General features: G+C 62.5%; 21 protein-coding genes, 1 tRNA gene and 1 pseudogene. 10 read left to right on the forward strand and 13 right to left on the reverse strand.

The window, feature by feature from the left end; all coding sequences use genetic code 11:
* Nucleotides 1-278 precede the first annotated feature (278 nt).
* The 3 genes from ACGFNJ_RS40150 to ACGFNJ_RS40160 form a co-directional block, all read right to left on the reverse strand.
* Entirely contained in the window at nt 279-1,466 is a 1,188-nt protein-coding gene (locus ACGFNJ_RS40150) for an acyl-CoA dehydrogenase family protein (RefSeq protein ID WP_393461196.1), read from the reverse strand.
* Nucleotides 1,463-2,644 (reverse strand): CaiB/BaiF CoA transferase family protein, encoded by a 1,182-nt coding sequence (locus ACGFNJ_RS40155; RefSeq protein WP_393461198.1) that lies wholly within the window; start codon nt 2,642-2,644, stop codon nt 1,463-1,465. The genes ACGFNJ_RS40150 and ACGFNJ_RS40155 overlap by 4 nt, the downstream gene beginning before the upstream one ends.
* A gap of 106 nt (nt 2,645-2,750) precedes the next feature.
* Complete coding sequence (locus tag ACGFNJ_RS40160; protein ID WP_393461200.1) at nt 2,751-3,470, reverse strand: IclR family transcriptional regulator; 720 nt, start codon at nt 3,468-3,470, stop codon at nt 2,751-2,753.
* A 385-nt stretch (nt 3,471-3,855) separates the two neighbouring features.
* Here ACGFNJ_RS40160 and ACGFNJ_RS40165 point away from each other — a divergent pair, with 385 nt between their 5' ends.
* Nucleotides 3,856-5,361, forward strand: coding sequence for an amidase (locus tag ACGFNJ_RS40165; protein WP_393461202.1), 1,506 nt, complete (start codon nt 3,856-3,858; stop codon nt 5,359-5,361).
* Nucleotides 5,362-5,371: 10 nt separating this feature from the next.
* Here ACGFNJ_RS40165 and ACGFNJ_RS40170 read toward each other — a convergent pair whose 3' ends face one another.
* The 3 genes from ACGFNJ_RS40170 to ACGFNJ_RS40180 form a co-directional block, all read right to left on the reverse strand.
* Entirely contained in the window at nt 5,372-6,013 is a 642-nt protein-coding gene (locus ACGFNJ_RS40170; protein ID WP_393461378.1) for an antirestriction protein ArdA, read from the reverse strand.
* 480 nt (nt 6,014-6,493) lie between these two features.
* Nucleotides 6,494-6,691 carry a hypothetical protein gene (locus ACGFNJ_RS40175; RefSeq protein ID WP_393461204.1) on the reverse strand — a complete coding sequence of 66 codons (198 nt, stop codon included), beginning with the start codon at nt 6,689-6,691 and terminating at the stop codon, nt 6,494-6,496.
* Nucleotides 6,692-7,211: 520 nt separating this feature from the next.
* Nucleotides 7,212-7,367 carry a hypothetical protein gene (locus ACGFNJ_RS40180; protein ID WP_393461206.1) on the reverse strand — a complete coding sequence of 52 codons (156 nt, stop codon included), beginning with the start codon at nt 7,365-7,367 and terminating at the stop codon, nt 7,212-7,214.
* A gap of 423 nt (nt 7,368-7,790) precedes the next feature.
* Between ACGFNJ_RS40180 and ACGFNJ_RS40185 the strand changes: the two genes are divergently transcribed.
* From ACGFNJ_RS40185 to ACGFNJ_RS40200, 4 genes are all read left to right on the forward strand, one after another.
* A complete protein-coding gene (locus ACGFNJ_RS40185; RefSeq protein WP_393461208.1) occupies nt 7,791-8,861 on the forward strand; it encodes a PLP-dependent lyase/thiolase in 1,071 nt (356 codons plus the stop codon).
* 109 nt (nt 8,862-8,970) lie between these two features.
* The gene (locus ACGFNJ_RS40190; RefSeq protein ID WP_393461210.1) at nt 8,971-9,675 is read left to right on the forward strand and encodes a hypothetical protein; all 705 of its coding nucleotides are present in this window, start codon (nt 8,971-8,973) and stop codon (nt 9,673-9,675) included.
* Entirely contained in the window at nt 9,676-10,746 is a 1,071-nt protein-coding gene (locus tag ACGFNJ_RS40195) for a hypothetical protein (protein ID WP_393461212.1), read from the forward strand.
* Between the two features lie 294 nt (nt 10,747-11,040).
* The gene (locus ACGFNJ_RS40200) at nt 11,041-11,376 is read left to right on the forward strand and encodes an Lsr2 family protein (RefSeq protein ID WP_393461214.1); all 336 of its coding nucleotides are present in this window, start codon (nt 11,041-11,043) and stop codon (nt 11,374-11,376) included.
* Nucleotides 11,377-11,426: 50 nt separating this feature from the next.
* On the opposite strand, the gene ACGFNJ_RS40205 is transcribed toward ACGFNJ_RS40200, so the two are convergent.
* Entirely contained in the window at nt 11,427-12,023 is a 597-nt protein-coding gene (locus ACGFNJ_RS40205; RefSeq protein WP_393461216.1) for a DUF4760 domain-containing protein, read from the reverse strand.
* Nucleotides 12,024-12,383: 360 nt separating this feature from the next.
* Here ACGFNJ_RS40205 and ACGFNJ_RS40210 point away from each other — a divergent pair, with 360 nt between their 5' ends.
* Complete coding sequence (locus ACGFNJ_RS40210; protein ID WP_393461217.1) at nt 12,384-12,905, forward strand: DUF4760 domain-containing protein; 522 nt, start codon at nt 12,384-12,386, stop codon at nt 12,903-12,905.
* A gap of 170 nt (nt 12,906-13,075) precedes the next feature.
* Here ACGFNJ_RS40210 and ACGFNJ_RS40215 read toward each other — a convergent pair whose 3' ends face one another.
* On the reverse strand, nt 13,076-13,456 hold the full coding sequence (locus tag ACGFNJ_RS40215) for a phosphotransferase family protein (RefSeq protein WP_393461219.1): 381 nt from the start codon (nt 13,454-13,456) through the stop codon (nt 13,076-13,078).
* On the opposite strand from ACGFNJ_RS40215, the gene ACGFNJ_RS40220 reads away from it, so the two are divergent.
* The 3 genes and pseudogenes from ACGFNJ_RS40220 to ACGFNJ_RS40230 form a co-directional block, all read left to right on the forward strand.
* The gene (locus tag ACGFNJ_RS40220) at nt 13,386-14,189 is read left to right on the forward strand and encodes a hypothetical protein (protein ID WP_393461387.1); all 804 of its coding nucleotides are present in this window, start codon (nt 13,386-13,388) and stop codon (nt 14,187-14,189) included. The two genes, ACGFNJ_RS40215 and ACGFNJ_RS40220, sit on opposite strands and share 71 nt — an antisense overlap.
* An 8-nt stretch (nt 14,190-14,197) precedes the next feature.
* Nucleotides 14,198-14,479, forward strand: coding sequence for a hypothetical protein (locus ACGFNJ_RS40225; RefSeq protein WP_393461221.1), 282 nt, complete (start codon nt 14,198-14,200; stop codon nt 14,477-14,479).
* A gap of 187 nt (nt 14,480-14,666) precedes the next feature.
* A pseudogene (locus ACGFNJ_RS40230) lies at nt 14,667-14,960 on the forward strand (tyrosine-type recombinase/integrase); the annotation flags it as partial.
* A 95-nt stretch (nt 14,961-15,055) separates the two neighbouring features.
* Here ACGFNJ_RS40230 and ACGFNJ_RS40235 read toward each other — a convergent pair.
* From ACGFNJ_RS40235 to ACGFNJ_RS40255, 5 genes are all read right to left on the reverse strand, one after another.
* Nucleotides 15,056-15,128 (reverse strand) — tRNA-Ala (locus ACGFNJ_RS40235).
* Between the two features lie 102 nt (nt 15,129-15,230).
* Complete coding sequence (gene glpR / locus ACGFNJ_RS40240; RefSeq protein ID WP_393461223.1) at nt 15,231-16,391, reverse strand: gephyrin-like molybdotransferase receptor GlpR; 1,161 nt, start codon at nt 16,389-16,391, stop codon at nt 15,231-15,233.
* 347 nt (nt 16,392-16,738) lie between these two features.
* Nucleotides 16,739-17,389 (reverse strand): GNAT family N-acetyltransferase, encoded by a 651-nt coding sequence (locus tag ACGFNJ_RS40245; RefSeq protein ID WP_393461225.1) that lies wholly within the window; start codon nt 17,387-17,389, stop codon nt 16,739-16,741.
* 12 nt (nt 17,390-17,401) lie between these two features.
* Nucleotides 17,402-18,661 (reverse strand): gephyrin-like molybdotransferase Glp, encoded by a 1,260-nt coding sequence (gene glp, locus ACGFNJ_RS40250; RefSeq protein WP_393461227.1) that lies wholly within the window; start codon nt 18,659-18,661, stop codon nt 17,402-17,404.
* A 173-nt stretch (nt 18,662-18,834) separates the two neighbouring features.
* On the reverse strand, nt 18,835-19,791 hold the full coding sequence (locus ACGFNJ_RS40255; RefSeq protein WP_393461229.1) for a UTP--glucose-1-phosphate uridylyltransferase: 957 nt from the start codon (nt 19,789-19,791) through the stop codon (nt 18,835-18,837).
* An 80-nt stretch (nt 19,792-19,871) separates the two neighbouring features.
* Between ACGFNJ_RS40255 and ACGFNJ_RS40260 the strand changes: the two genes are divergently transcribed.
* Complete coding sequence (locus ACGFNJ_RS40260) at nt 19,872-20,468, forward strand: 5-formyltetrahydrofolate cyclo-ligase (protein WP_393461231.1); 597 nt, start codon at nt 19,872-19,874, stop codon at nt 20,466-20,468.
* The last annotated feature ends 53 nt before the right edge of the window (nt 20,469-20,521 follow it).

A 20,521-nucleotide genomic window follows, 5' to 3' on the forward strand; every position in this document is an offset into this window, starting at 1 on the left:
CGAAATGCTGAACTAACCGGCGCCTTTACGTTGAGCTATTCAAATAATCAACATTGGCCGAAGCAATCCGAAATCAGCGGCAGCCTAACAACCGGTATGTCCATTGCCGCACCAAACTAACAAGCCTCGACCGAATCGAGACCTCGGAATGTCAACAACCCAACTTCCCTGTTCATGCTAGGAACGACGTCGAGGTCTGCGCAATGTGATAATCCGCTACGCAAATCCGTAGCGGCGCATGCCAGGCAAGCGTTCTCGATCCACCTGTGACGCCCTTTTCACCCACTGAATGCGGCGTGGCCGGTGAGGGCTCTACCAATGGTGAGGGCGTGTATTTCAGCGGTCCCCTCGTAGGTGAGTACAGCTTCCAAATTGGTGGCATGCCTCAGTGGCGAGTAGTCGGAGGTGATACCGCTGGCTCCGAAGATCGTCCGGCACTGCCGGGCGATGGCCAAGGCCGCTCGGACATTATTGAGCTTGCCCATGCTGATCTGCACAGGGCCGACCGCACCCTTGTCCTTCAATGTGGCCAGGTGCAGCGCGAGGAGCATGCTGTTGTTCAAGTCGATGGCCATATCGGCCAGCTTCTGTTGCGTCAATTGGAACGCACCGATCGGCCTGTCGAACTGAACCCTCGACTCGGCGTAGGCCAACGCGCTGTCCAGGCTGTCCCTACCTGCCCCGACCGCACCGAAGAGGATCCCGAAGCGGGCTTCGTCCAAACAGGTCAGCGGTGCGCGCAGACCATGTGCGTCGGGTAGGCGGGCGCTGTCCGGCAACCTGACGTCGTCGAAGGTCAGCTCGGAGGTGACCGACGCACGAAGGGCCAGCTTGTTGTCGATGTCCCTGGCCGAAAAGCCCGGAGCGCCACGGGGAACGAGGAACCCGCGCACGCCTTCCTCGGTCACGGCCCACACGATCGCGATATCGGCAATGCTGCCGTTGGTGATCCACATCTTCTCGCCGTGGAGAATCCAGTCGGCGCCGTCTCGCACCGCGCGGGTGCGCATGCCAGCGGGGTTGCTGCCGAAGTCGGCCTCGGTGAGTCCGAAGCAGCCGATGGCCTGGCCTGCGGCCAGCCGCGGCAGCCATTCCTGTTTCTGGTCCTCGGAGCCGAAGCGCCAGATGGCGAACATCGCCAGCGAACCCTGCACGGAGACAAAACTTCGCAGACCGCTGTCGGTCGCCTCCAATTCCAGACAGGCAAGGCCGTAGCTCGCCGCGTCGACCCCGGCGCATCCGTATCCGTTCAGATGCATACCGAGGAGGCCGAGCTTGCCCAACTCGGGGACCAGGTCGCGTGGGAAGTAATGGTTTTCGGACCATTGCCCGATGTGCGGACGCACTCGGTCAGCGAGGAACTCGGCCACGGTGTGCTGGATGTCGCGCTGCTCCTCGGTCAACAGCGAGGGGATGTTCAACAGTTCCAGCGGAGCACTGACCGACGGTTTTTCGATGGTGCTCATCGTGGGTCTCCTTCGTTTTTCGGCGTGCCGAGCCAGGCACGGATGTCGGCGCTGTCCGCTCCGAGGGCTGGAGGCGCGTTCCGATAACGGGGTGGACTCTGTGAGAGATCGATCGGGTTGGCGACCGTGGCCCATGACTGCCCGTCGGTCACGAGTTCCGGACGCGGCCGCAGCCCGAGTCGCGCCGCCAGATCGAAGGCGCCCGCCATGTCGTTGACCGGCCCGCATGGAACACCCAGTGGAGTGAGCAGGTCGCACCAGTGCGTCGCGGTTTGCGTGGCGAAGACCGCACCCAAGCGGGCAGCGAGTTCATCGACATGGGCCACACGGTCGGTGTTGTCGGTGAACCTTTCGTCGACGGCCAACTCCTCGGCGCCGATCCCCCGGCACAGCGCGGCGAACTGACGGTTGTTACCGACTGCCAGCGCCAGCGGCCTGTCGGCGGCGGCGAATATCTCGTACGGCGCGATGGAGGGATGCCGGTTACCCAGGATGCCCGGCACCGCACCGGCGAGCGCATAGCCTGCGCTTTGATTCACCATGCTCGACAGCAGCGAAGACAGCAGATTGACCTCGACTCGCTGTCCCTCCCCTGTCACATCCCGATGTCTCAGTGCCGCAAGCACTCCCACGGTTGCGTGCAATCCAGCCAGCACATCGACCACAGCCACGCCGGTCTTGGTCGGCGCACCGGAATGCGGACCGGTGATGCTCATCAATCCGCCGACCGCCTGGACCAGCAGGTCGTAGCCGGGCAGAGCGGCGCCATCGCCGGAACCGAACGCCGAGATCGAGCAATAGATCACGCGCGGGTTGATCTTTCGGGCCTGCTCGTAGGAAAGACCGAACTCGGCCATCGTGGCGGGCCGGAAGTTCTCTACCACCACATCAGCACGCCGCACCAATTCCCGGGCACACCGCTGATCGTCGGGGTCACGCAGATCGAGCACGATCGATCTCTTGTTCCGATTGACCGACAGAAAGTACGTCGCGTCTGCGCCTGCGAACGGTGGTCCCCACATTCGGGTGTCGTCGCCGGATCCGGGACGCTCCACTTTGATGACGTCGGCGCCCAAGTCGGCCAGCAACATGGTCGCATACGGCGCTGCCAGGACCCTGCCGAAGTCCGCGACCACGATATTGGACAACGTGTTCGATGAAATCGGTTCGCTGGCCATGCGTTTCATCCTCCGTGAGTGGTCGATCGAGGTCCTGTCGGTGTTCCGGCTATTCGGTGGGTGGCGCCGCGCGCTACCGCTGAGTGATTTTCTTGTTCGACCTGTGTCATGTCGTCATCTGCCCGCGGTGGCTCCAATCGCGGATGGTGTCGGTGAGCAGGGACGGCAGGGCGGTGTCCCCATCGGCTATTTGATCGTTGTCACCGAACAGAGCGATCGCGGCAGCAACGTTGCCGCGCTCCCAAATCGGTGCCGCGACCACGACGAGATTGTCGAACACCGGGCCGCTGCTACCGAGGTAATAGCCATTCCGTCGAATAGTGTCCAGCTCGTCCAACAATGCGAGCGCCGCTGTCGGATCACCACCGGTGTGAGCAGTCACGTAATTCGATCGCTCGTCTTCAGGCATGTAGGCCAGCAATACACGGCCTACCGCTACGTCCGACAGCGGCATCCGTGGGTGGCGCGTAGCCAAGTAGTCGATCGTGCCGACACCGGCGGGACCGGTCATATCCAGCGCGATCGCCGACTCACCCACCCGAATCGCGGTCGCTGCCCGCAAACCCGTGGCTTCGCAGAGTGCGACCAGATCGTCGGGCCGGACGGTTTCCAGCGGCCGATGCCCTGCCCGGATGGCGAGGGCCAGCGCCGCAGGCCCGAGGGTATACCGGCGATCCTGCTCGGTGAGATACCCGACCGCCACCAGCCCGTTGACCAGCCCTTGGGTGGACGACAGTGGGGCGTCCAGACGCGCCGCGAGCTCGGTCAGCGCCATCGGCATCGAGCCGATAGCGACGGCGTCGAGAATCACGGCGACACGATCCACTGTGCGATGATGAGGGCGCAGAGACGACACCCGCGCCGATCGATCGTCCATCGTGAACCTCTCCCCGCGAGATCGGGTTACCGATTTACGTAACCTCTTCTCACATTGCGATTGCAGTGACGATCAGCCTACGTTCGACAACAGAGCTTCGACGGCGACACCAAGCGTATCCTCCACCCCATCGTCGTAGTCCTTTTGCAAGTCGGCCCAGCATTTCTCCGGCACTGCGCAGTATCCGCGAAACCATGGTTCCGAAAGGAGTTTCGGTGGTTCGGGCAGACCTTTACTACTACGTCACTCGGCACCAGTCGGCGACCTCCGCGTGGTATTCATGTGCCCCGAAAGGCTGCGGACGATCGTTCGAAACGTGAATGGAAGGTAGGTCATGCGATACGACGAATACCGCTCCCACGACACCGTAGGCTTGGCCCAATTGGTCGCCAAAGGCGAGGTTCATCCGAACGAACTACTCGACGCCGCACTCGAACGGTGTGCGCGAGTCGACCCGGCGATCAACGTCATAAGCCTGCTCATGGCCGAGGTCGGTCGCGCCCTCGCAGACCGGCCTGCCGACGGACCGCTCGCGGGAGCGCCGTTCCTTATCAAGGATCTGAGCCAGGATTTCGCCGGGTACCCGACCAGCTCGGGTACCCGACCACTCCGCGACCTCCCAGTCGAGCACAACAGTCTCTTGGTGCAACGATGGCTCGACGCCGGACTGGTGGTATTCGGCAAGACCACTACACCCGAATTCGGCAGCAAGGGCGTCACCGAGACCGAAACCTTTGGCATCACCCGGAATCCATGGCACCTCGACCACACCTCCGGCGGTTCCTCCGGCGGCTCCGCCGCCGCCGTCGCGGCCGGAATCGTCCCGATGGCCGGCGCCAACGACGGGGGTGGATCGATCCGCATCCCAGCGGCGTGTACCGGCCTGTTCGGACTCAAGTCTGGACGAGGCCTGGTCCCTTGCGGCGTGGACGGCGGCGACGCCGTCCACGGGGCAGCCGTCGAAGGCGTGCTCTCGCGCAGCGTGCGCGATTCGGCCGTCATGCTCGACATCATGGCCGGACCGGATCCGGCGACACGGTACTACTCCGAAACACACCGATCCGCCTACGGCGAAGCGGTGCATACGACCCCGCCACGGTTGCGCATCGGGTTCACGCATGAATCCCCTTTGGGCACAACGGTTCACGAGGAGGCGATCCGCGCGCTCGAACACACCGCAACACTGTTGGAGTCATTGGGCCACCACGTCGAACCCAGTGCGCCGAACATCGATGGCCGCCAGCTGACGAAGGACTTCGCCACGGTCTGGCTGGCCCACAGCGCCTGCGACATCGCCGCGGCGTGCCACCGCACCGGTGCGACCCCGGCCGACTTCGATTTCGACACCCGGCTGATGGCCTCCATCGGGCGCGCGCTGCCTGCGACGTCGCTTGTCGAAGCGTACGAGCGATGGAACCTGCACACCCGGGCGCTGTCCGCATTCCACGACACCTACGACTTGCTGCTCACCCCCACTCTCGCCGAGCCACCACCGCGGGCAGGCACCCAAAACATTCCGGCGATGGCACGCGAGATACTCGGGCCTCTGCTGGAACACGGTGTCGGCGAAGCCATCACGGCCACCGACAACCCTTACGACAACATCCTGAGCAATCTGTCGTGGGCACCGTTCACTCAGTTGGCCAACGTCACCGGCAGGCCCGCGATGAACGTGCCACTGCACTGGACTGCAACCGGACTGCCGCTGGGAAGTCAGTTCGTCGGCGCACCAGGCAGCGAATTCCTGCTGCTACAACTCGCGGCACAGCTCGAGGCCGCACACCCGTGGGCCCACCGCGAGCCACCCGAACCGGTCGGACTATCCCCAGCCCCAACGTAATCCGGCACCCTCACTGCGAAACCCACCGCATCCGACCAGTGAGGTCGACCGCCCCACCCGTGGTGAACACCGGTGCAGCGGTGCCGCTTCGGCCACACAGCCGATTACCGGATGGCCGAACGAATCGCTGCCCGCTTCGGCGCACCCTACGCGACGCGAACCACGAACAAGTGCGCTCGTCGAACACCCATACCCGGCCGCCCTCACCAGGAATCGTCACAACGTCACCTTCCCGCAGCATCTCCTCGCCAAGAGCCTCGTAGTCAATGCACACGTAGTCCTGAAGTCCTTCAGGTGCAGCCCGTTTCAGCAGGTCCTCGATCTTCAGCGGCTCGAAAAACTGACGCACATAGGCGGCCAAGCTCTCGTGGTGGCCCTTGTAAACGGTGGCGAAGTTGTCGAGTAGGCGCGAGTCACCTTCGTGGGCGCTGGCGTACGCCGCATAGGCAGGACCGTGCTCCTTGATCCCGCGTGCCACTTGTGCCAGCAGTTCGATGCTGTCGACGCCCTCCAGCCCGATCGCCCCGGTCGTGATGCTGAAGGCGCCGAAGCCACGGTAGTCCCAGATGTAGAGCCGGTCGACTTCATAGGTTTCGTCTTGCCAAAGACCGCGTACATCTCGGCGTAGATGTCTTTCGGTTTGCGGCCATATCTAGCCATGTTCCGGCAGTGAGTTCGGCCCGCAGGGGCAGTCCCTTGGTGACGTAGATACGTGGGTTCGGTCCAGGTTCCTGCTCGTGGTTGGCTTCCATGTCGCCCACCACCGGTTGGACCTCGGGCGGGCACTCGCAATGCGAATTATGTTGTGGGGATTGTTCATTCATGACCACCTCCTTCGGTAATGGTTGAGTGTTGGGCGGTCGGACAGCAGAGAGCCGGAGCCCGATCTGCTATCCGCCGGCTGTATCACCAAGGTGCCGAGCAGTTCTCAGCTGTCTGGTTGCGCCTCACCCACCTGCTGCCCACCGCGGCGTTGCCGTGGACGGCGTCCACCGTCTGGCTGTTCCGCCGTGACCTCGGCTGCAGCAGCATCGGTCGCGGCTTCCTCCTCCTGTGCGGGCGGAGATGGTGGGGCGCCGGTGAACAGGTTGGCGATGGCCGCCTGACGGGCCTTGGCTTCGGCTTCGATCGCCTAGCGGACCGCCGTCGCCTTGGCCATCAGCTTCGGATCTTGCTTGGCGGCTTCGATGTAGGCATCGACGGCCCTGGAGCATTCAGCCTTGAGACTGGTGTCGCGTAGTTCAGCGATCCAGGTGAGCTGAGCATGCCTGGCGGTGTCGATCCGGATGGCAAGGGTGATTTCCTTGCCGGACCCTTCTGGTGTAGACATCGTCCTTCTCCTCGGCGCGAGCGGCCGGTAAGCGCTTGCTGCGCTTACGATTTGCGACCGCAGGACACTGACGAGGCACCTTCCGCAGGCGACCAACCCGATAGGGGATTCGGGCGGACCGCACCGCGGAAGCGTTGGTGGCTCCGGGAACCGTCCCTAGTTAATGACAGCCGTGCGGCAGGCTCAATAATCCGACCGGGCGACGGGTCGCGCGCTGCGATGCTCGGCCGGACACCGTTTGACCAGCGGAAACACGGCCCCGTTTACCTGGCCCGTGGCACCGTTTCTCGCGTTGTGGAACGCACAACAGCGGGTAGAAGCCCCACCTCCACACGGGCGACAAGGGGGCTGAATTTGGGCGGAAGACCAGGTTTGTGCGGTCCTACCTACCTCAGACGCATTGACTACGAATTATGCTGCAGCAGTGTTGATTCCAAGACGTCGATAGACCGAGAAGATGCCCATCTTCGGTCCCCGAATGAGATTATGGCGCGGCCGGTCAATCTACGAGTATGCATGCTCAGATCAGACTAGTGTCGATGTCGCCCGCGATCTGCTGGGACAATTCCGATGCTTTACCCTGGTAGGCCAGGTCACGTACTCCCATCAGGGACAACCGGAAGATCAGGGTCGGCCACAGGTATCGCCGCCGAAACTGCGCGGACAATGCGGTCATCTCGCAATGTCATTCAAACATTCGATAGACAGGGCACTCGGACACATCGCATGATCAAGCGACGACGTCGTCGACAGTCTCTTCGTGCGTGCCTGGCGGACCGCAGGTTTGATGTCCTGCTGGTGCCCGGCGAGGCTGGAGTCAAACATCCATCAGGCATCGACGGACTGGCCGTCACCCTGGGATCGAAGAGGATCCGATACCAGACTGTTCGGTAGACCATACTCTCGGAGGTTGGGGAAGGCCCCAAAAGTGACAAGATCAATTGCAGAGTCCGATAGCGAGTCTTCTGTCAGCTACATCTGGGCACATGCAGTGATAGCGCCGGGTACACTCCACGCCTATGGCGCGAACAACCGCAGCATGTCTGGGCGCACTGAGTGGTTCTTCCAGTTTCTCACACGATCAGCCGAAGCTGATCAAATGACTGATTGGCTGCAGTCGCGGGGCACGCAACACGGGAAAGAAATCGCCCACCGGGCAACGTATTATGGCGACAATTGGCCAACACCCCTTCGCGAGCTGGATATGCCACACCTCGGCCGCCGCGTGTACGTCAAGGATGAAGCGGCCAACGTTACGGGAACTTTCAAGGATCGACTCACCGCGACGTTAGTGCGAAGCATCAGCGAGCCAACACTGGTCGGACTGATCTCATATGGCAATACGGCACTGAGTCTCGTCAACCGCATCAAGACCTGCCCGGACTTCGGACAGCGCGTCCGCGTATTGATCTACGTCCCCTCCGACCTAGATTCTTGGACACTCGGACCCACTAGTCTAGGGACTACCGTTAAAGGCACGGAAATTCTGTCCGTCCTCTCTCGCCACGATTGCGTACGTCTTCTTCCCATCCCTGCGGACGGCGCGTTTCTTGACGATGCAGCGATCGAGAGAGCGGCCAGGACAGCATTCAACGACCGCTCGTCACCCTTCGTCAATATCACCGAAGGGACCGATACACCATCCTACGAAATAATCGGAACTGAGATAATTGACCAACTCGGGGCCGTCCCGGACCTGATACTAACGCCTTTCGGTGCCGGAATGCTTGCCAATGAGACGCGTGATCTAGTTGAAGATCCCGATCAGCGAGTCTTGGCTCTATCTGTCGGCAATCGTAATTCTCTCGCCAGGATGCTCTACGGACCTTTCTGGCTGGATGTGGCTGCACTGAATCAAATCGGCTACGGGACTACACGCCATAGTTCTCCGGACCGGCTAGGCCGAATACGCCAGCCGTATCGTGTCCATCGAGTGGACGAGGATCAGATACACGAGGCGCTGGCGCGATGCGCAAAGCACTCGGTTTGCGCTGAGCCGAGCGGCGCGGTCCCATTCACCTTTGAATCATCCCAAGATCTGCCGGTCGATTTCGCGAGGGATGAGCCGTACCAAACGGTCGTGTTGATCAATACCGGAAACTCAATTGATTATCTAAGAAGAAGCAGGGGACGTTCAGGTGAAGGATTTTCTCCGACGGTGGCTTCCTGAACTCAGAGCGAGAATTATCGATGTCTTCGTCATCCTTGTCGGATGTTACGTTCTCGGATACCAGCTCTTTATAGGGTGGAAACCAGGCCAGCTGCCAACACTTATATCGTTGCTGGTAACCCTCATCACCATGATGGTCACGTCCCAGTTCGTTGCATCCGTACAGGCCCATCGAGTGATTCAGCAGTCCCAAGAACAGGTGGCGCAGTCACTAGAGGACATGAGGTCTCTTGCAGAATCGTTCGGAAAATCTGTAATGTCACTACGCTCACCGCTGAACGATGACATGATCGCCGGCGCGGAGACAGTGTGCCTGATGGGGATATCATTAAGCCGAACCTTACTTAACCACTGGGGAAGCCTTCGAGAGAGGGTCATACATGGCGCAAACCTGACCATCGTTCTAGTTGATTGGAAGAATCCACACATCGAGCGCGAGTACTGCGATCGCTACTTGGCCTCGTACAACAAGGGCGAGCGTCGCAGGAAATATCGTGGACGCTTTGACTCAGTCGAGGATTCCATAAACCGAATAAAATCAAACTTGCCCGCCAGATCCGGTACCGTGACGGTAATAAAGAGTCCTTTTTTTCCCGCCTGCGGAATCACACTGTTGGATCCTCGGCAGAAATCCTGCCGAGGATTCTACGAGCTTTACCTCAATCGCCTGGATGGCTTCCAGCCGCACTTTACGCTGAATAGCGATTCAGGTAAAATTCTAGACATGGTATATAGCGAATTCGACGCAGTGGCAAATATTCAAATCCAAGAAGCCGAGGAGAGCTCGGCCGACCCCGATGGGAGTAAAACGTAGATGCGCCCCGATGAGACGCTCAAGGTGCGACAGCGGCGGTTTGAAGCAGATCTTCCCGACGAACTGCTGGAATGCCTGGAACGGTCGTACGCCAGGATTGATCATCCAGACGGCTACGTTGTCGTTGAACTCCTCACCGATAGCCCGCATCTAACGGCGTTCTTTACCGGGAACTGGGCCCGCGCCTCTCAGTCGCAACGAGGCACAGTTCAAGCCCGGATTGTTGCTTTGCGCGGCGATGCCATCTCCTACGACTTGCCCGCCAGCCTGGACGGCAGCCGTTGGTTTTCCCGAAAGACGAACTCCGCCCTGTACCTTGGCAACTCATCCTACACAAACTTGAAGATAACCGTACGTGGCCTGCTGGCGGCGATCAAGAATGACACTGTCATGTGGGTACACGGATGCACCCTTTCGATCCGCGACAACGACGAGGACTACGGAATCCTGCTGCTCGGACGATCTGGCGCAGGCAAAACAACCATCACCTCGAAGATCCGGCAACTCCTCGGTGACCACGTTCGAGTTGTGAACGATGACTACGGTGCCGTATCCCTCGCCACGCAGGAGGTCGCCTTCACTGGCGAGCGACGGCTCCATATGAAATACATGAGCGTGGCTACTCTGGCATCGCAACTACACCCGACGCCCGCCACTCATTGGAGTGAGGACTTTAACGGCGACCGCTTCGACGCAACTGCACGGCTGCTCATTGACCCCTCGGAAGTGTTCGGCCCGAGGGGATTCAAGGTCCGGAGCAACCTGCGGTCAATCGTAGTGGTTGGGCGAGATGTCGCCCGCATGTCGTCCGATATGTCCGCTGCCGACATCCTCGACCTCGTGGTGAACGGCGAGTTTTCGGAATACTACGGCGCACCCGAGCGATTCTTCAACGGAAGTTTGTTCTTGCTCGGAGAGACCGACGTCCGAACACACCGGGCGAAATACCAACAACTGTTCGACAACGTCGGAGTGCACTTCGTCAATAACGTAGAATCGAGCGACGCCGCAGCTCGACAGGTGTTGGAGACAGTCGTGCCAAACGAACGCCTAAAGCAGTTGATCGGGTAGAAACAGTTATGCCGATCCAGGGTGGTACGCAGCAACCCTGGGTGTTGATCCGACCGCAGGTTCTCGCACTAGACGCGGCCGCAACGCACAAGCGCTGTATGACCTTCGGTGCATGGCGGAGGCCGGGCTACGTTTTCGTGCCCGGTCTCTGGGATCACAGGCATAAGACCGCGGGGAACCACAGGCCATGTAGAAGAGCCAAAGTGCAATCTCTCGCCTGCGCTTTCACTGGTTGCCATTCGGCTACGATGACCACTCGGTACTTATCGCCATCAATCACGGAGGAAATTTCCTATGGCACGCCAAGTTGTTGTCACCCTTGTCGATGACTACGACGGCAAATCCTCGGCCGAAGAGACTGTCGTCTTCGGGCTTGATAGGGTGTCCTACGAGATCGATCTGTCAGTGCTCAACGCCAGCACGCTGCGTGACATCTTCGAGCAGTGGACACCACACGCCCGCAAGGTTGGACGTGTTCCGCGGGGCAAGCAGATCAACACCCGGCCGGCGCTTGACCGGGATCGCTCTGCTGCCATCCGTGAGTGGGCACGCAAGAAGGGCCACGAGGTGTCGAGCCGCGGACGGATCTCGGCGGAGGTGATTCAGGCGTACGAGAAGGCGAACGCGTAGGAAGTGATGGGTAGGCTGGCAAGATAGATTTCGCGGTCGGCTTATAGCGCTCACAACTTGCCGATTTCAATGGCCGATTCATCGGATGCGGATGCTTTTACTTGCTCGATGGAATCGGGTGCCCACATAGGAATGCTACGTCTCTGTGCAATATCTCTCGCCATCATCTCGAACTGGCAATAGATACGTGGCGATTGAAACTTCACGCGAGTCTTGGCTATCCATTCTCCGTAGTTATTCCATGTGGCAACGATTGTTCCGCCAGCGTAGAGTTCGATTACCTCGATATCCAAGACGCCCGAGTTAACGCCAGTTCCGAGCATCTCAAGGTAACTAAGATACGTCCGCACTGCAGAGTGTTTAGAATTGTCACTCTCGACATCTTCGAGGTAACGCTTAATCGCGACGCCGTCCCTGTCCGGCGGCAGCGTACTCATTCGATGTTCCCGCCGGTCAAGTGTCGACATATAGAACTGCATGCTCGCTTCTTTGCGTCGTCGGACCCACTCTTCTTGCCTTGCTTTGTCCACAGCGGCAGCATTTTGGACACCTTGCCGTACCTGCAGTCCCAAAAATAGTAAAGCCGCAATGTTGACAGCTATAGCTATGACCGCAATCGTCGATGATATTATTTCGAAGGGTGACATATGATATCCAAAGACTGTCGTGTTTAACATCGGCGACCACTAACCGCGTTGCCTTTAATGTCGCGAGCACACTGATTATTCCGCATCGTACAGGCGTTGTCTGTCGGCTAGACGGCCGACAGACAGAGGCCGACTCATGCGAGATCTTCCGATCCGTGACTCGCCAATGGCCTACGAAGTAGAAACAATTATCGGAAACCGACGCGGCGCGACCGATGCTCAACCCTTGAGTTACCGTCCAGTCTGTTACTTTAGCGTCTAAGCGTGTGAGCCGCCAATCGCAAGACCTCTAAACAAGTAAATCGCGCGGCACGCCGACAAGCATGTAACGAAACTGTCCCTTTACCGGACGTCCCAGTCATGGGACTCTTTCTAGCCCTCTCGGGGCTCCTTGTAGCGGTTTGTGGACTGATCTGGCAGGTACGGGTTTTCGCACACCAGGTCAGCGAGTCACGTCTAGCGCTCGACCGCGCGACTAAGGAAACAGTTGACGAGAACATTCGTCAACGCCAGCGAGCAACGCTGGACTTCATCGGCACCACGATCGAGCGACAGCATGCGCTATACACTAAGATCAATTCCGATTCCGGCTTCCTTAGCAAAGCGTCCGACCACGATCGCCAGGAGTTCTTGGACCTGCGGTCCTACCTCGGATATTTGGAGAACATCGCCGCAGGTGTCAACATGGACATCTTCGATCAGGATGTCGTCGACCGGACCGTCGGCAACCGATTGATTCGCGCATGGGAACGGTACGGTGAGTGGATAAGGCACGCCCGGCTGTTCCAGAACGACGAGCGGTTGTACGAGGAGCTTGAGAATCTCGTGAAGCGGTTGCCTCCGCTCGCGCGTGCGATGGAGCCGAACGCGGAGGCGTCCTGACGACCCGCGCTACGGGCATATGTGGAGGTCGTTCACCGCATAATTTGGCTTCGCCAGACAGAAGGGCCATAGGCAAGCACGTCACCCCAACAAAAGTGGCTAACTAGCTACGAAATTGCGATCCATCGCACCCCGACGATCACCCGTACGCAATGACGAGATCCGCACCTTCAGCTGTTCGGCCGCTGCAGGCTTCTCAGGGCCAGTCGGATATACGCACCAATCGAGTGCAGCTCGGCAATGTCACGAAGAAGGGGCCACTCCGGCCAGGCCAGCAAGTCGTACCCGTACGTGTCAAGGAACTGGCGCCGATCAGATTCCGGCGCGTGGAAGTGATCCGACAGTCCGCTGATGAGATCCAGCTCTCTCGGCCCGATGCAGCAACCATCCCAATCGATCAAGACGAACCCGCTGTCAGTCTGAACGGCGTTCTCGGAGTGAGCGTCCGCGTGAATCACGCCGTACCCCAACGGGAATCGCATGGCGTGGGCGGTGGCGTGCGCGTCGGCCGCGGCCCCGGACCAGCTGGAACTCGTACGCGACGCGCTCATTCAAGAGCTCGCGATCACCGCCGCAATCTCGGTCGCGAGCAGCTTCATCACCTTCGGGGCCGGCGCCGCTGTCGGCCTAGCAGGTGCCGCGGCGATCTGCGCCCGCTACGCGCGCCCCATGCGTGCGCTCATCGAAAGCTGGCGGACCAACCGCAACATTCGCGCTGGAGTGAAATTCGACCAGGACCTCGGGCGTGCGCGGCGTGAGTGCGAACGACTCGAAGCGCTCGGCCCTGCCGGAAAACTCGCGCCCAGGACAACCACGGCGGCCGGCCAGTCCCTCACCGATGCCGAGAAACGCCTACTCGAGCAAGGGGTGTCCGATTCTCGCGGCAACTCCCTGACCGCGGCCCTGCGCCGCGGTGACGCCACCCCTGAGCAGCAGCGCCAGGCCGACGCGCTCACCCAGGCTATGCAGAAACTGCCGACCCACGAAGGGCCATTGATCAGGCACACGAATATGCGCCCGGAAACCCTGGACGAAATCGTGCCCAATCAGCCTTACGCCGACAAAGGATTTACGTCCGCGTCCACGAATCCGGCAGGTAGCAACGAGTTCATTGCCAAGAATTCTAACGTCGAAATCCGCATGGTCAGCAAAACGGGACGCGATTACAGCGAATACGGGACCGCCGACGAGGTGCTGTTTCCGCCGAATACAAAGTTCTTTGTGCACAGCAAAACACCACCCGACGCGAACGGCCGTGTCATCATCACCATGTCCGAAATATAAGGAGAACCATGCCGAAAGAAGTGGGCGGGAAGATCTTTTACACCGCCGAAGAAGCAAAAGAGCTCGGTTTCATGCCGTCACCGGAAGAGATCGCCCGCAACGAAGCGATCCTAGCCGCATTCGACCAGACGATCCGCGAGACCGGACCCGCGCCCGAAGGTACCGCACCCGGATTCGGTGGCCGGTTCTCTGACGATCTGGACGGGACCGAGTGGGAGGGCTGGACCCAGGACGCCACCGGCCAATGGTTCGACCAGGACGGCAACCCCGTCAACGAGGGCAACCAGTGACTACCACCGACACACAGGCCGCCCCCGAAACCGAGACCAGCAATCAGACACCGGACAACATCGCAATCAACCTCACCGCTCGGCGGGAGGGGTGGGGTTGCCACAGTCAGACCGGACAGGGCGCGAACCGGCATCGCGCAGGTGACTTTTCGGTGGCAGGTGAAACGTAGGCGCACCCGAGATACTCGATCTGGTCTTTCCGTCGACGGTGTGGACATTGCGTGATCCGCAGAACGTCGGCCATGCACGGCAGCGGGTTCGGAAAGCTCTTGCTGTACCCGACGATGTCACCGCACACAGCTTCCGTGGTGCAGTCGCGACGATCCTCGATGATGCCGGACTCTCGGCTCGGGTGACTGCCGATGTTCTCGGGCACGTCGACCCGGCGATGACTCAACGCCACTACATGGCCCGCGGCCGGATCCACCCCGCCGCCGATGCGCTCGACAGAGCAGTCGGAAACGAGGCCAGCGGCGAATGACGCGCGCAGCGAATTTGTTGGGAGTTAGTTGGGAGTTCGGCCAATTCCAGGCCAGTCAGGAAAAACAAAAAACCCAGCTTACGCTGGGTTTTGAGTGGAGCTAAGGGGAATCGAACCCCTGACCTTCTCGATGCGAACGAGACGCGCTACCAACTGCGCTATAGCCCCGTGCGGTTCCGGGGAACCGCGCTGGATCACTGTAGCAAAGGTTGCTGCGAGACTCCGAATCGTGGGGTTGAGCTGGGGGTTTTCGGAGTTACGCTGGTGTGGTTATGCGCCGGCGGCGCGGCGCATGTCGCCGCCGCCGGTGCGGTCGCGGAGGGCGCGGGCGGTGGCGGGGTCGAAGGGGTCGAGGTGGTCGAACATGGGGTCTTCGTCGTCGACTTCGAGGAGGGCGGAGCGGCGGCGCAGGGCGCGGGCGGTGTCGCGGTCCATGCTGGCGCGGGTGACGGGGGCTTGGCGTGGTTCGCCGCGTTGTTCGGCGCGGCTGAGGCGGGCGGCCCTGCGGCGGCGGATGTCTTCTTCCATGCGCACTTGCTTGCGTAGGTAGGCGAGGTAGCCGACTGCGATGAGGCAGGCGAGGCCGGTGCCCCACCAGAACAGTGGGTTCATGGCGACGGCGAGGCCGCCGCACAGCAGGGCGGCGAGGACGAGGCCGAGGACGGCGCGTTGCCGGAAGGTGTAGCGGGCGGCGCGGGCGATGGCGTCGGCTTCGGGGTCGAAGCCGCCGCGCCCGCGCCGGGACGGGACGTAGTCGAGGTCGTCGTCGTAGTCGTCGGTGGGCGCGGTGTAGTCGTCGTCGAGGTCGTCGTCGTAGTCGAGGTCGATGGGGACGCGCGCGGGCGCTCGTGCGGGAGGTATCCGGGCCGCGGCCGGTTCGGTGCGCTCTTCGCCCACGCCGTCATCATCGGCCGCGTCGACGTTCTTCGCAGCCGCTTCGTCATCTGCGTCTTCGTCGTCTTCGTCGTCTTCCGGTCCAGCGCTTACCGATTCGGCCGCCACCTCGTCGAGGTCGGCGTCGTCGAGGTCGGCGTCGTCGAGGTCGGTGTCATCGAGTGCGACGTCGTCGGTTGTGGTGTCGTCGAGCTCGGCGTCAGCGATGTCGGGTTCGGGGGTGGTTGCCGCGGATTCGGCGATCGCGGGCAGTTCACCTTCGGTTTCGGGGTCGGCCGGTGTGGTCATCCGGTCCTCCGCATCATCGCTGTGGGCATACTTTCTCGGTGCGCGGCGTGGCCGCCAGTTCGGGTCGGTTTCGTGTCCGGCGGCGGGTCCACTCTTGGTGCGCCGCTTGGCGTCTCCGCGGTGCAGCACGCGGGTGGCGAGGGCGGCGTCGGTGGTGCGCCGGATCCTCGGGTGCCGGTCGGCGAGGATCGGGAACAGGACGAAGACCCAGAGCACGACCAGGCCGATCCACAGGATCGAATTCGGCATCGCGGTCAGCACCTCCGTCCCCGCCTGGATTGGTCCATTCGGCCGGCGAGCGGTGCGCAGCACGCCCCGCGTCCGCCCGGCTTCCATCCGTCGCTGCGGCGTGGACGCCGGTCGCCTCGCAGGCTCCCTGCCGAAGGCGCAAGACGCACCTCCGACGTCCGTAGGTTAATTCCGGGACGCGCCGAGATACGGCAGGCGCGCCGTGCACATCTGCCACACCTGTCACAACTTTCCTCGGCGGCTGTCCCATCGCTCCGCGTTTCTTACCGTTCGTAAGGGCTTGCGGCGGTATGTTTGCGGGCTGACTTCTTCGCGATCCGGACGGCGCCGGACCAACCGAGGTGAACTCAGGGCAGGCTGGCGCGTCCGTCACGCACCAACCGCTCGACCACGGTGCCCATGATCTCCTCGACGGTGATGCCGACGAGCAGGTGATCCCGCCACGCCCCGTCCACGTCGAGGTAGCGGCGCAGCATCCCTTCCTCACGGAATCCGACGTTGCGCAGGACCGCTTGGCTCGCCAGGTTTTCCGGCCGCACCGTCGCCTCCACCCGATGCAGGCCGACCTGACCGAAGCAGTGGTCGAGCCCGAGCGCCAGCGCCGCGGTCGCCACACCTTGGCCGCCGAGATCCTTGGCCACCCAGTAACCGATCCACCCGGAACGCAGCGCGCCGCGCACGATATTGCCGACGGTCAACTGGCCGCTGAAGGACCCGTTCACCTCGATCACGAGCGGAATCATCGCGCCGCGCCGCGCCTCGGCCTTCAAGCTCGACCACAGCGACGGCCAGTTGGACGCGTGGTTGCGCGCCTCCCACGTGCCACGGCCGGTCGGCTCCCACGGCTCGAGATGTTCCCTGTCCCGCAACCGGATTCGGCTCCACGCCGCGGCGTCGCGCAACCGCACCGGGCGCAGCGTCACCTCGCCTGCCCCGACGCGGACGGGGCCGAGTCGCGCGGGCCATCCCGGATGCTGCGTGACCCGGAAGACGTTCATGGTCTCCACGCCTCAGCCGCGCTGGGCGAGAAAAGCGACCCGTACTTCGTCACCGGTGCGGATCTCGGTGTCGTCGGGGTCGAGCACGATCAGACTGTTGGCCTCGGCCAAGGTCGCGAGCAGGTGCGACGAAGCGCCTGCGCCGGTGCCGAGTGGTTGCACGAGATAGTCGCCGGTCGCCTCGTCGCGCATGAGCTGCGCGCGCAGGTAGCCCTTGCGCCCGGCCATCGAGCTGATCGGCGTGATGGTCCGCGCCATGATGATCCGGCGCATGGGATGCCTGCGCCCCAACGCAATTCGGATCAGCGGGCGCACCATCACCTCGAACACGACGAGCGCACCGACCGGATTCGACGGCAGCAGGAAGGTGGGCACCTCGTCGCGACCGAGCCGCCCGAATCCCTGCACCGAGCCGGGATGCATGGCGACGCGGGCGATTTCGAGTTCACCGAGCCCCTCCAGCGCCTCCCTGACCTGCTCGGAAGCCCAGCCACCCACCGCGCCCGCGATGACGACGACCTCGGAGCGCACCAGCTGACCTTCGACCACATCACGCAGCCGCCGCGGATCCGCGCTCACGATGCCGACCCGGTTCACGTCCGCGCCCGCGTCCCTGGCGGCCGCGGCGAGGGCGTAGGAGTTCACGTCGTAGACCTGCCCCGGCCCTGGGGTGCGGTCGATGTCGATGAGCTCGCCGCCGACCGAGATCACCGAAAGCCGCGGCCGTGGATGCACGAGCACCTTGTCCTGGCCGACCGCGGCGAGCAGACCGACCTGGGCCGCGCCGATGATGGTGCCCGCGCGCACCGCGACGTCGCCGGGCTGCACATCGTCGCCGATGCGCCGCACGTAATCACCCGAGCGGACCGGCTCGTAGATCTTGATCTTGGCGCGGCCGCCGTCGGTGAAGTCCAAGGGCAGCACGGCATCCGCGAGCGTCGGCAACGGCGCACCGGTGTCGACCCGGACGGTCTGGCGCGGCTGCAGCCGGATCGGCTGCCGAGATCCGGCGATCACCTCGCCGACCACGGGCAGCACCAAGTCGACCAGGTCACCGTCCTCGTTGCGGATGTCGGACCCTGCGGCGGACACGTCGACGCTGCGCACCGCGTAGCCGTCGATCGCGGCCTGATCGAATCCGGGCAGCGGTCGTTCGGTGACGACATCCTCGGCACACAGCAGGCCCTGGGCCTCGGAAATCGCGACCCGGACCGGCCGAGGCGCGACCGCCGCGGCGGTCACCTTGATCTGCTGATCCTCAACCGAGCGCATCAAGCCCTTCCCTGATCTCTTCGCACTCCACCGATTTTCACCGCCGTTATCGCACGTCGGCACAATCGATTCGGCGCGCATGACGGTGAACCATCATTCGTACCCGACGGTCCACTATCAGCGAAACCCGACGCTTCGGCGCTGGCTAGGCGACTCCGTCGGCCGCCGACCCCTCAGTCGTAGGTCGTCAGCTGCGGATCCCAGTCGGGACTGAGCCGATGCTGCAGCCACTCCCGCAGGGCAGGGCCGTATTCGTCACGTTCCAAAGCGAAATCGACCGCAGCACGAAGATAGCCGCCCGGGTTGCCCAAATCGTGGCGCGACCCACGGTGGACCACCACATGAACAGGATGACCTTCGGCAATGAGCAGCGCGACGGCGTCGGTGAGTTGTAATTCACCACCCGCGCCGGGCTCGATCCGGCGCAGCGCGTCGAAAATGGCGCGGTCCAACAGGTATCGACCGGCGGCGGCGAAGGTGGATGGCGCGTCCGCGAGCGCGGGCTTCTCCACCATGCCTTTGACCCGGAGCACGTTCGGATTCACCGCGTCGGGCACGGTCGCCACGTCGAACACGCCGTAGGAGCTGACCTGGTCTTTGGGCACGTCGATGGCGCACAGCACGGTGCCGCCGCGCTTACGGCGCACCCGGCTCATCACGTCGAGCACGCCGGAGGGCAGCACCAGATCGTCGGGGAGCAACACGGCAATGGCGTCCTCGTCGGCGTCGAGTGCCGACTCGGCCTGGGCGACCGCGTGGCCGAGTCCGAGCGGTTCCTCCTGCACCACCGAGGTGACGTCGAGCAGGCCAGGGGCCTTGCGCACCTTCTCGAGTAGCTGGAACTTGCCGCGCTCGGCCAAAGTGCCCTCGAGCACGAGATCTTCGACGAAATGCGCGACCACGCCGTCCTTGCCCGGTGAGGTGACGATCACCAGCCGCTCGGCGCCGGAGTCGGCCGCCTCGGCGGCGACCAATTCGATGCCGGGGGTGTCCACCACCGGGAGCAGTTCCTTGGGCACCGTCTTGGTCGCGGGCAGGAACCGTGTTCCGAGCCCGGCCGCGGGCACCACGGCCGTGCGGAAGCACGACACCAGCGTGGCATCGCCGGGTTGTCCGGCCTTTGCTGTCATGCGCATACCCTATCCATCCGTCACAGCCCCTGACTCGGCGTCGAGCCGACCGGTATTCCGGTCAGCCTATGGTGATCGACATGGAGATGCCCGGTGAGCGCGAGAAACATGCATGGCGCACCGAAATTATTGCTCGACGGCGGGCGGAGACCCCCGAGGAGCACGCGGCGGACGCCCGCGCTCTGGTCGCGGCGGCCGGGCAACTCGACGTCGGCGCATGGGTCTGCGCGTACGTGCCGGTGCGGGGCGAGCCGGGGTCGACCGAGCTGCTCGATGTGCTCCGGACGGCGGGAGCACGGGTGCTGCTGCCGGTCACCGGACCGCCTGGTCCGCTGAACTGGGCCGAGTACACCGGAACAGACAGCCTGCGCCGGGCCAGGTTCGGCCTGCTCGAACCGATTGCCGAACCGCTGCCGACGAGCGCGATCGCCAGGGCCGAGCTGATCCTCGTTCCCGCGCTCGCGGTGGATCGGCGCGGCGTCCGGCTCGGGCGCGGAGCGGGGTACTACGACCGAACGCTGTCCGCAGCCGATCCGGGTGCACGACTGGTCGCGGTGGTCCGCGACGACGAACTCGTCGACCGGTTACCCGAGGAACCGCACGACCGGCGGATGGGCTGGGCACTGACCCCGAGAGCCGGGTTACAACGGCTTGGCGAAGATCACTCCACGGAATGAACTGCGGATTGGCAACGTTGGCACTGTCGGCTGTAGAGTGCCAGATGACGAAA

Source organism: Nocardia sp. NPDC049149 (assembly GCF_043197455.1).
Lineage (GTDB): Bacteria > Actinomycetota > Actinomycetes > Mycobacteriales > Mycobacteriaceae > Nocardia.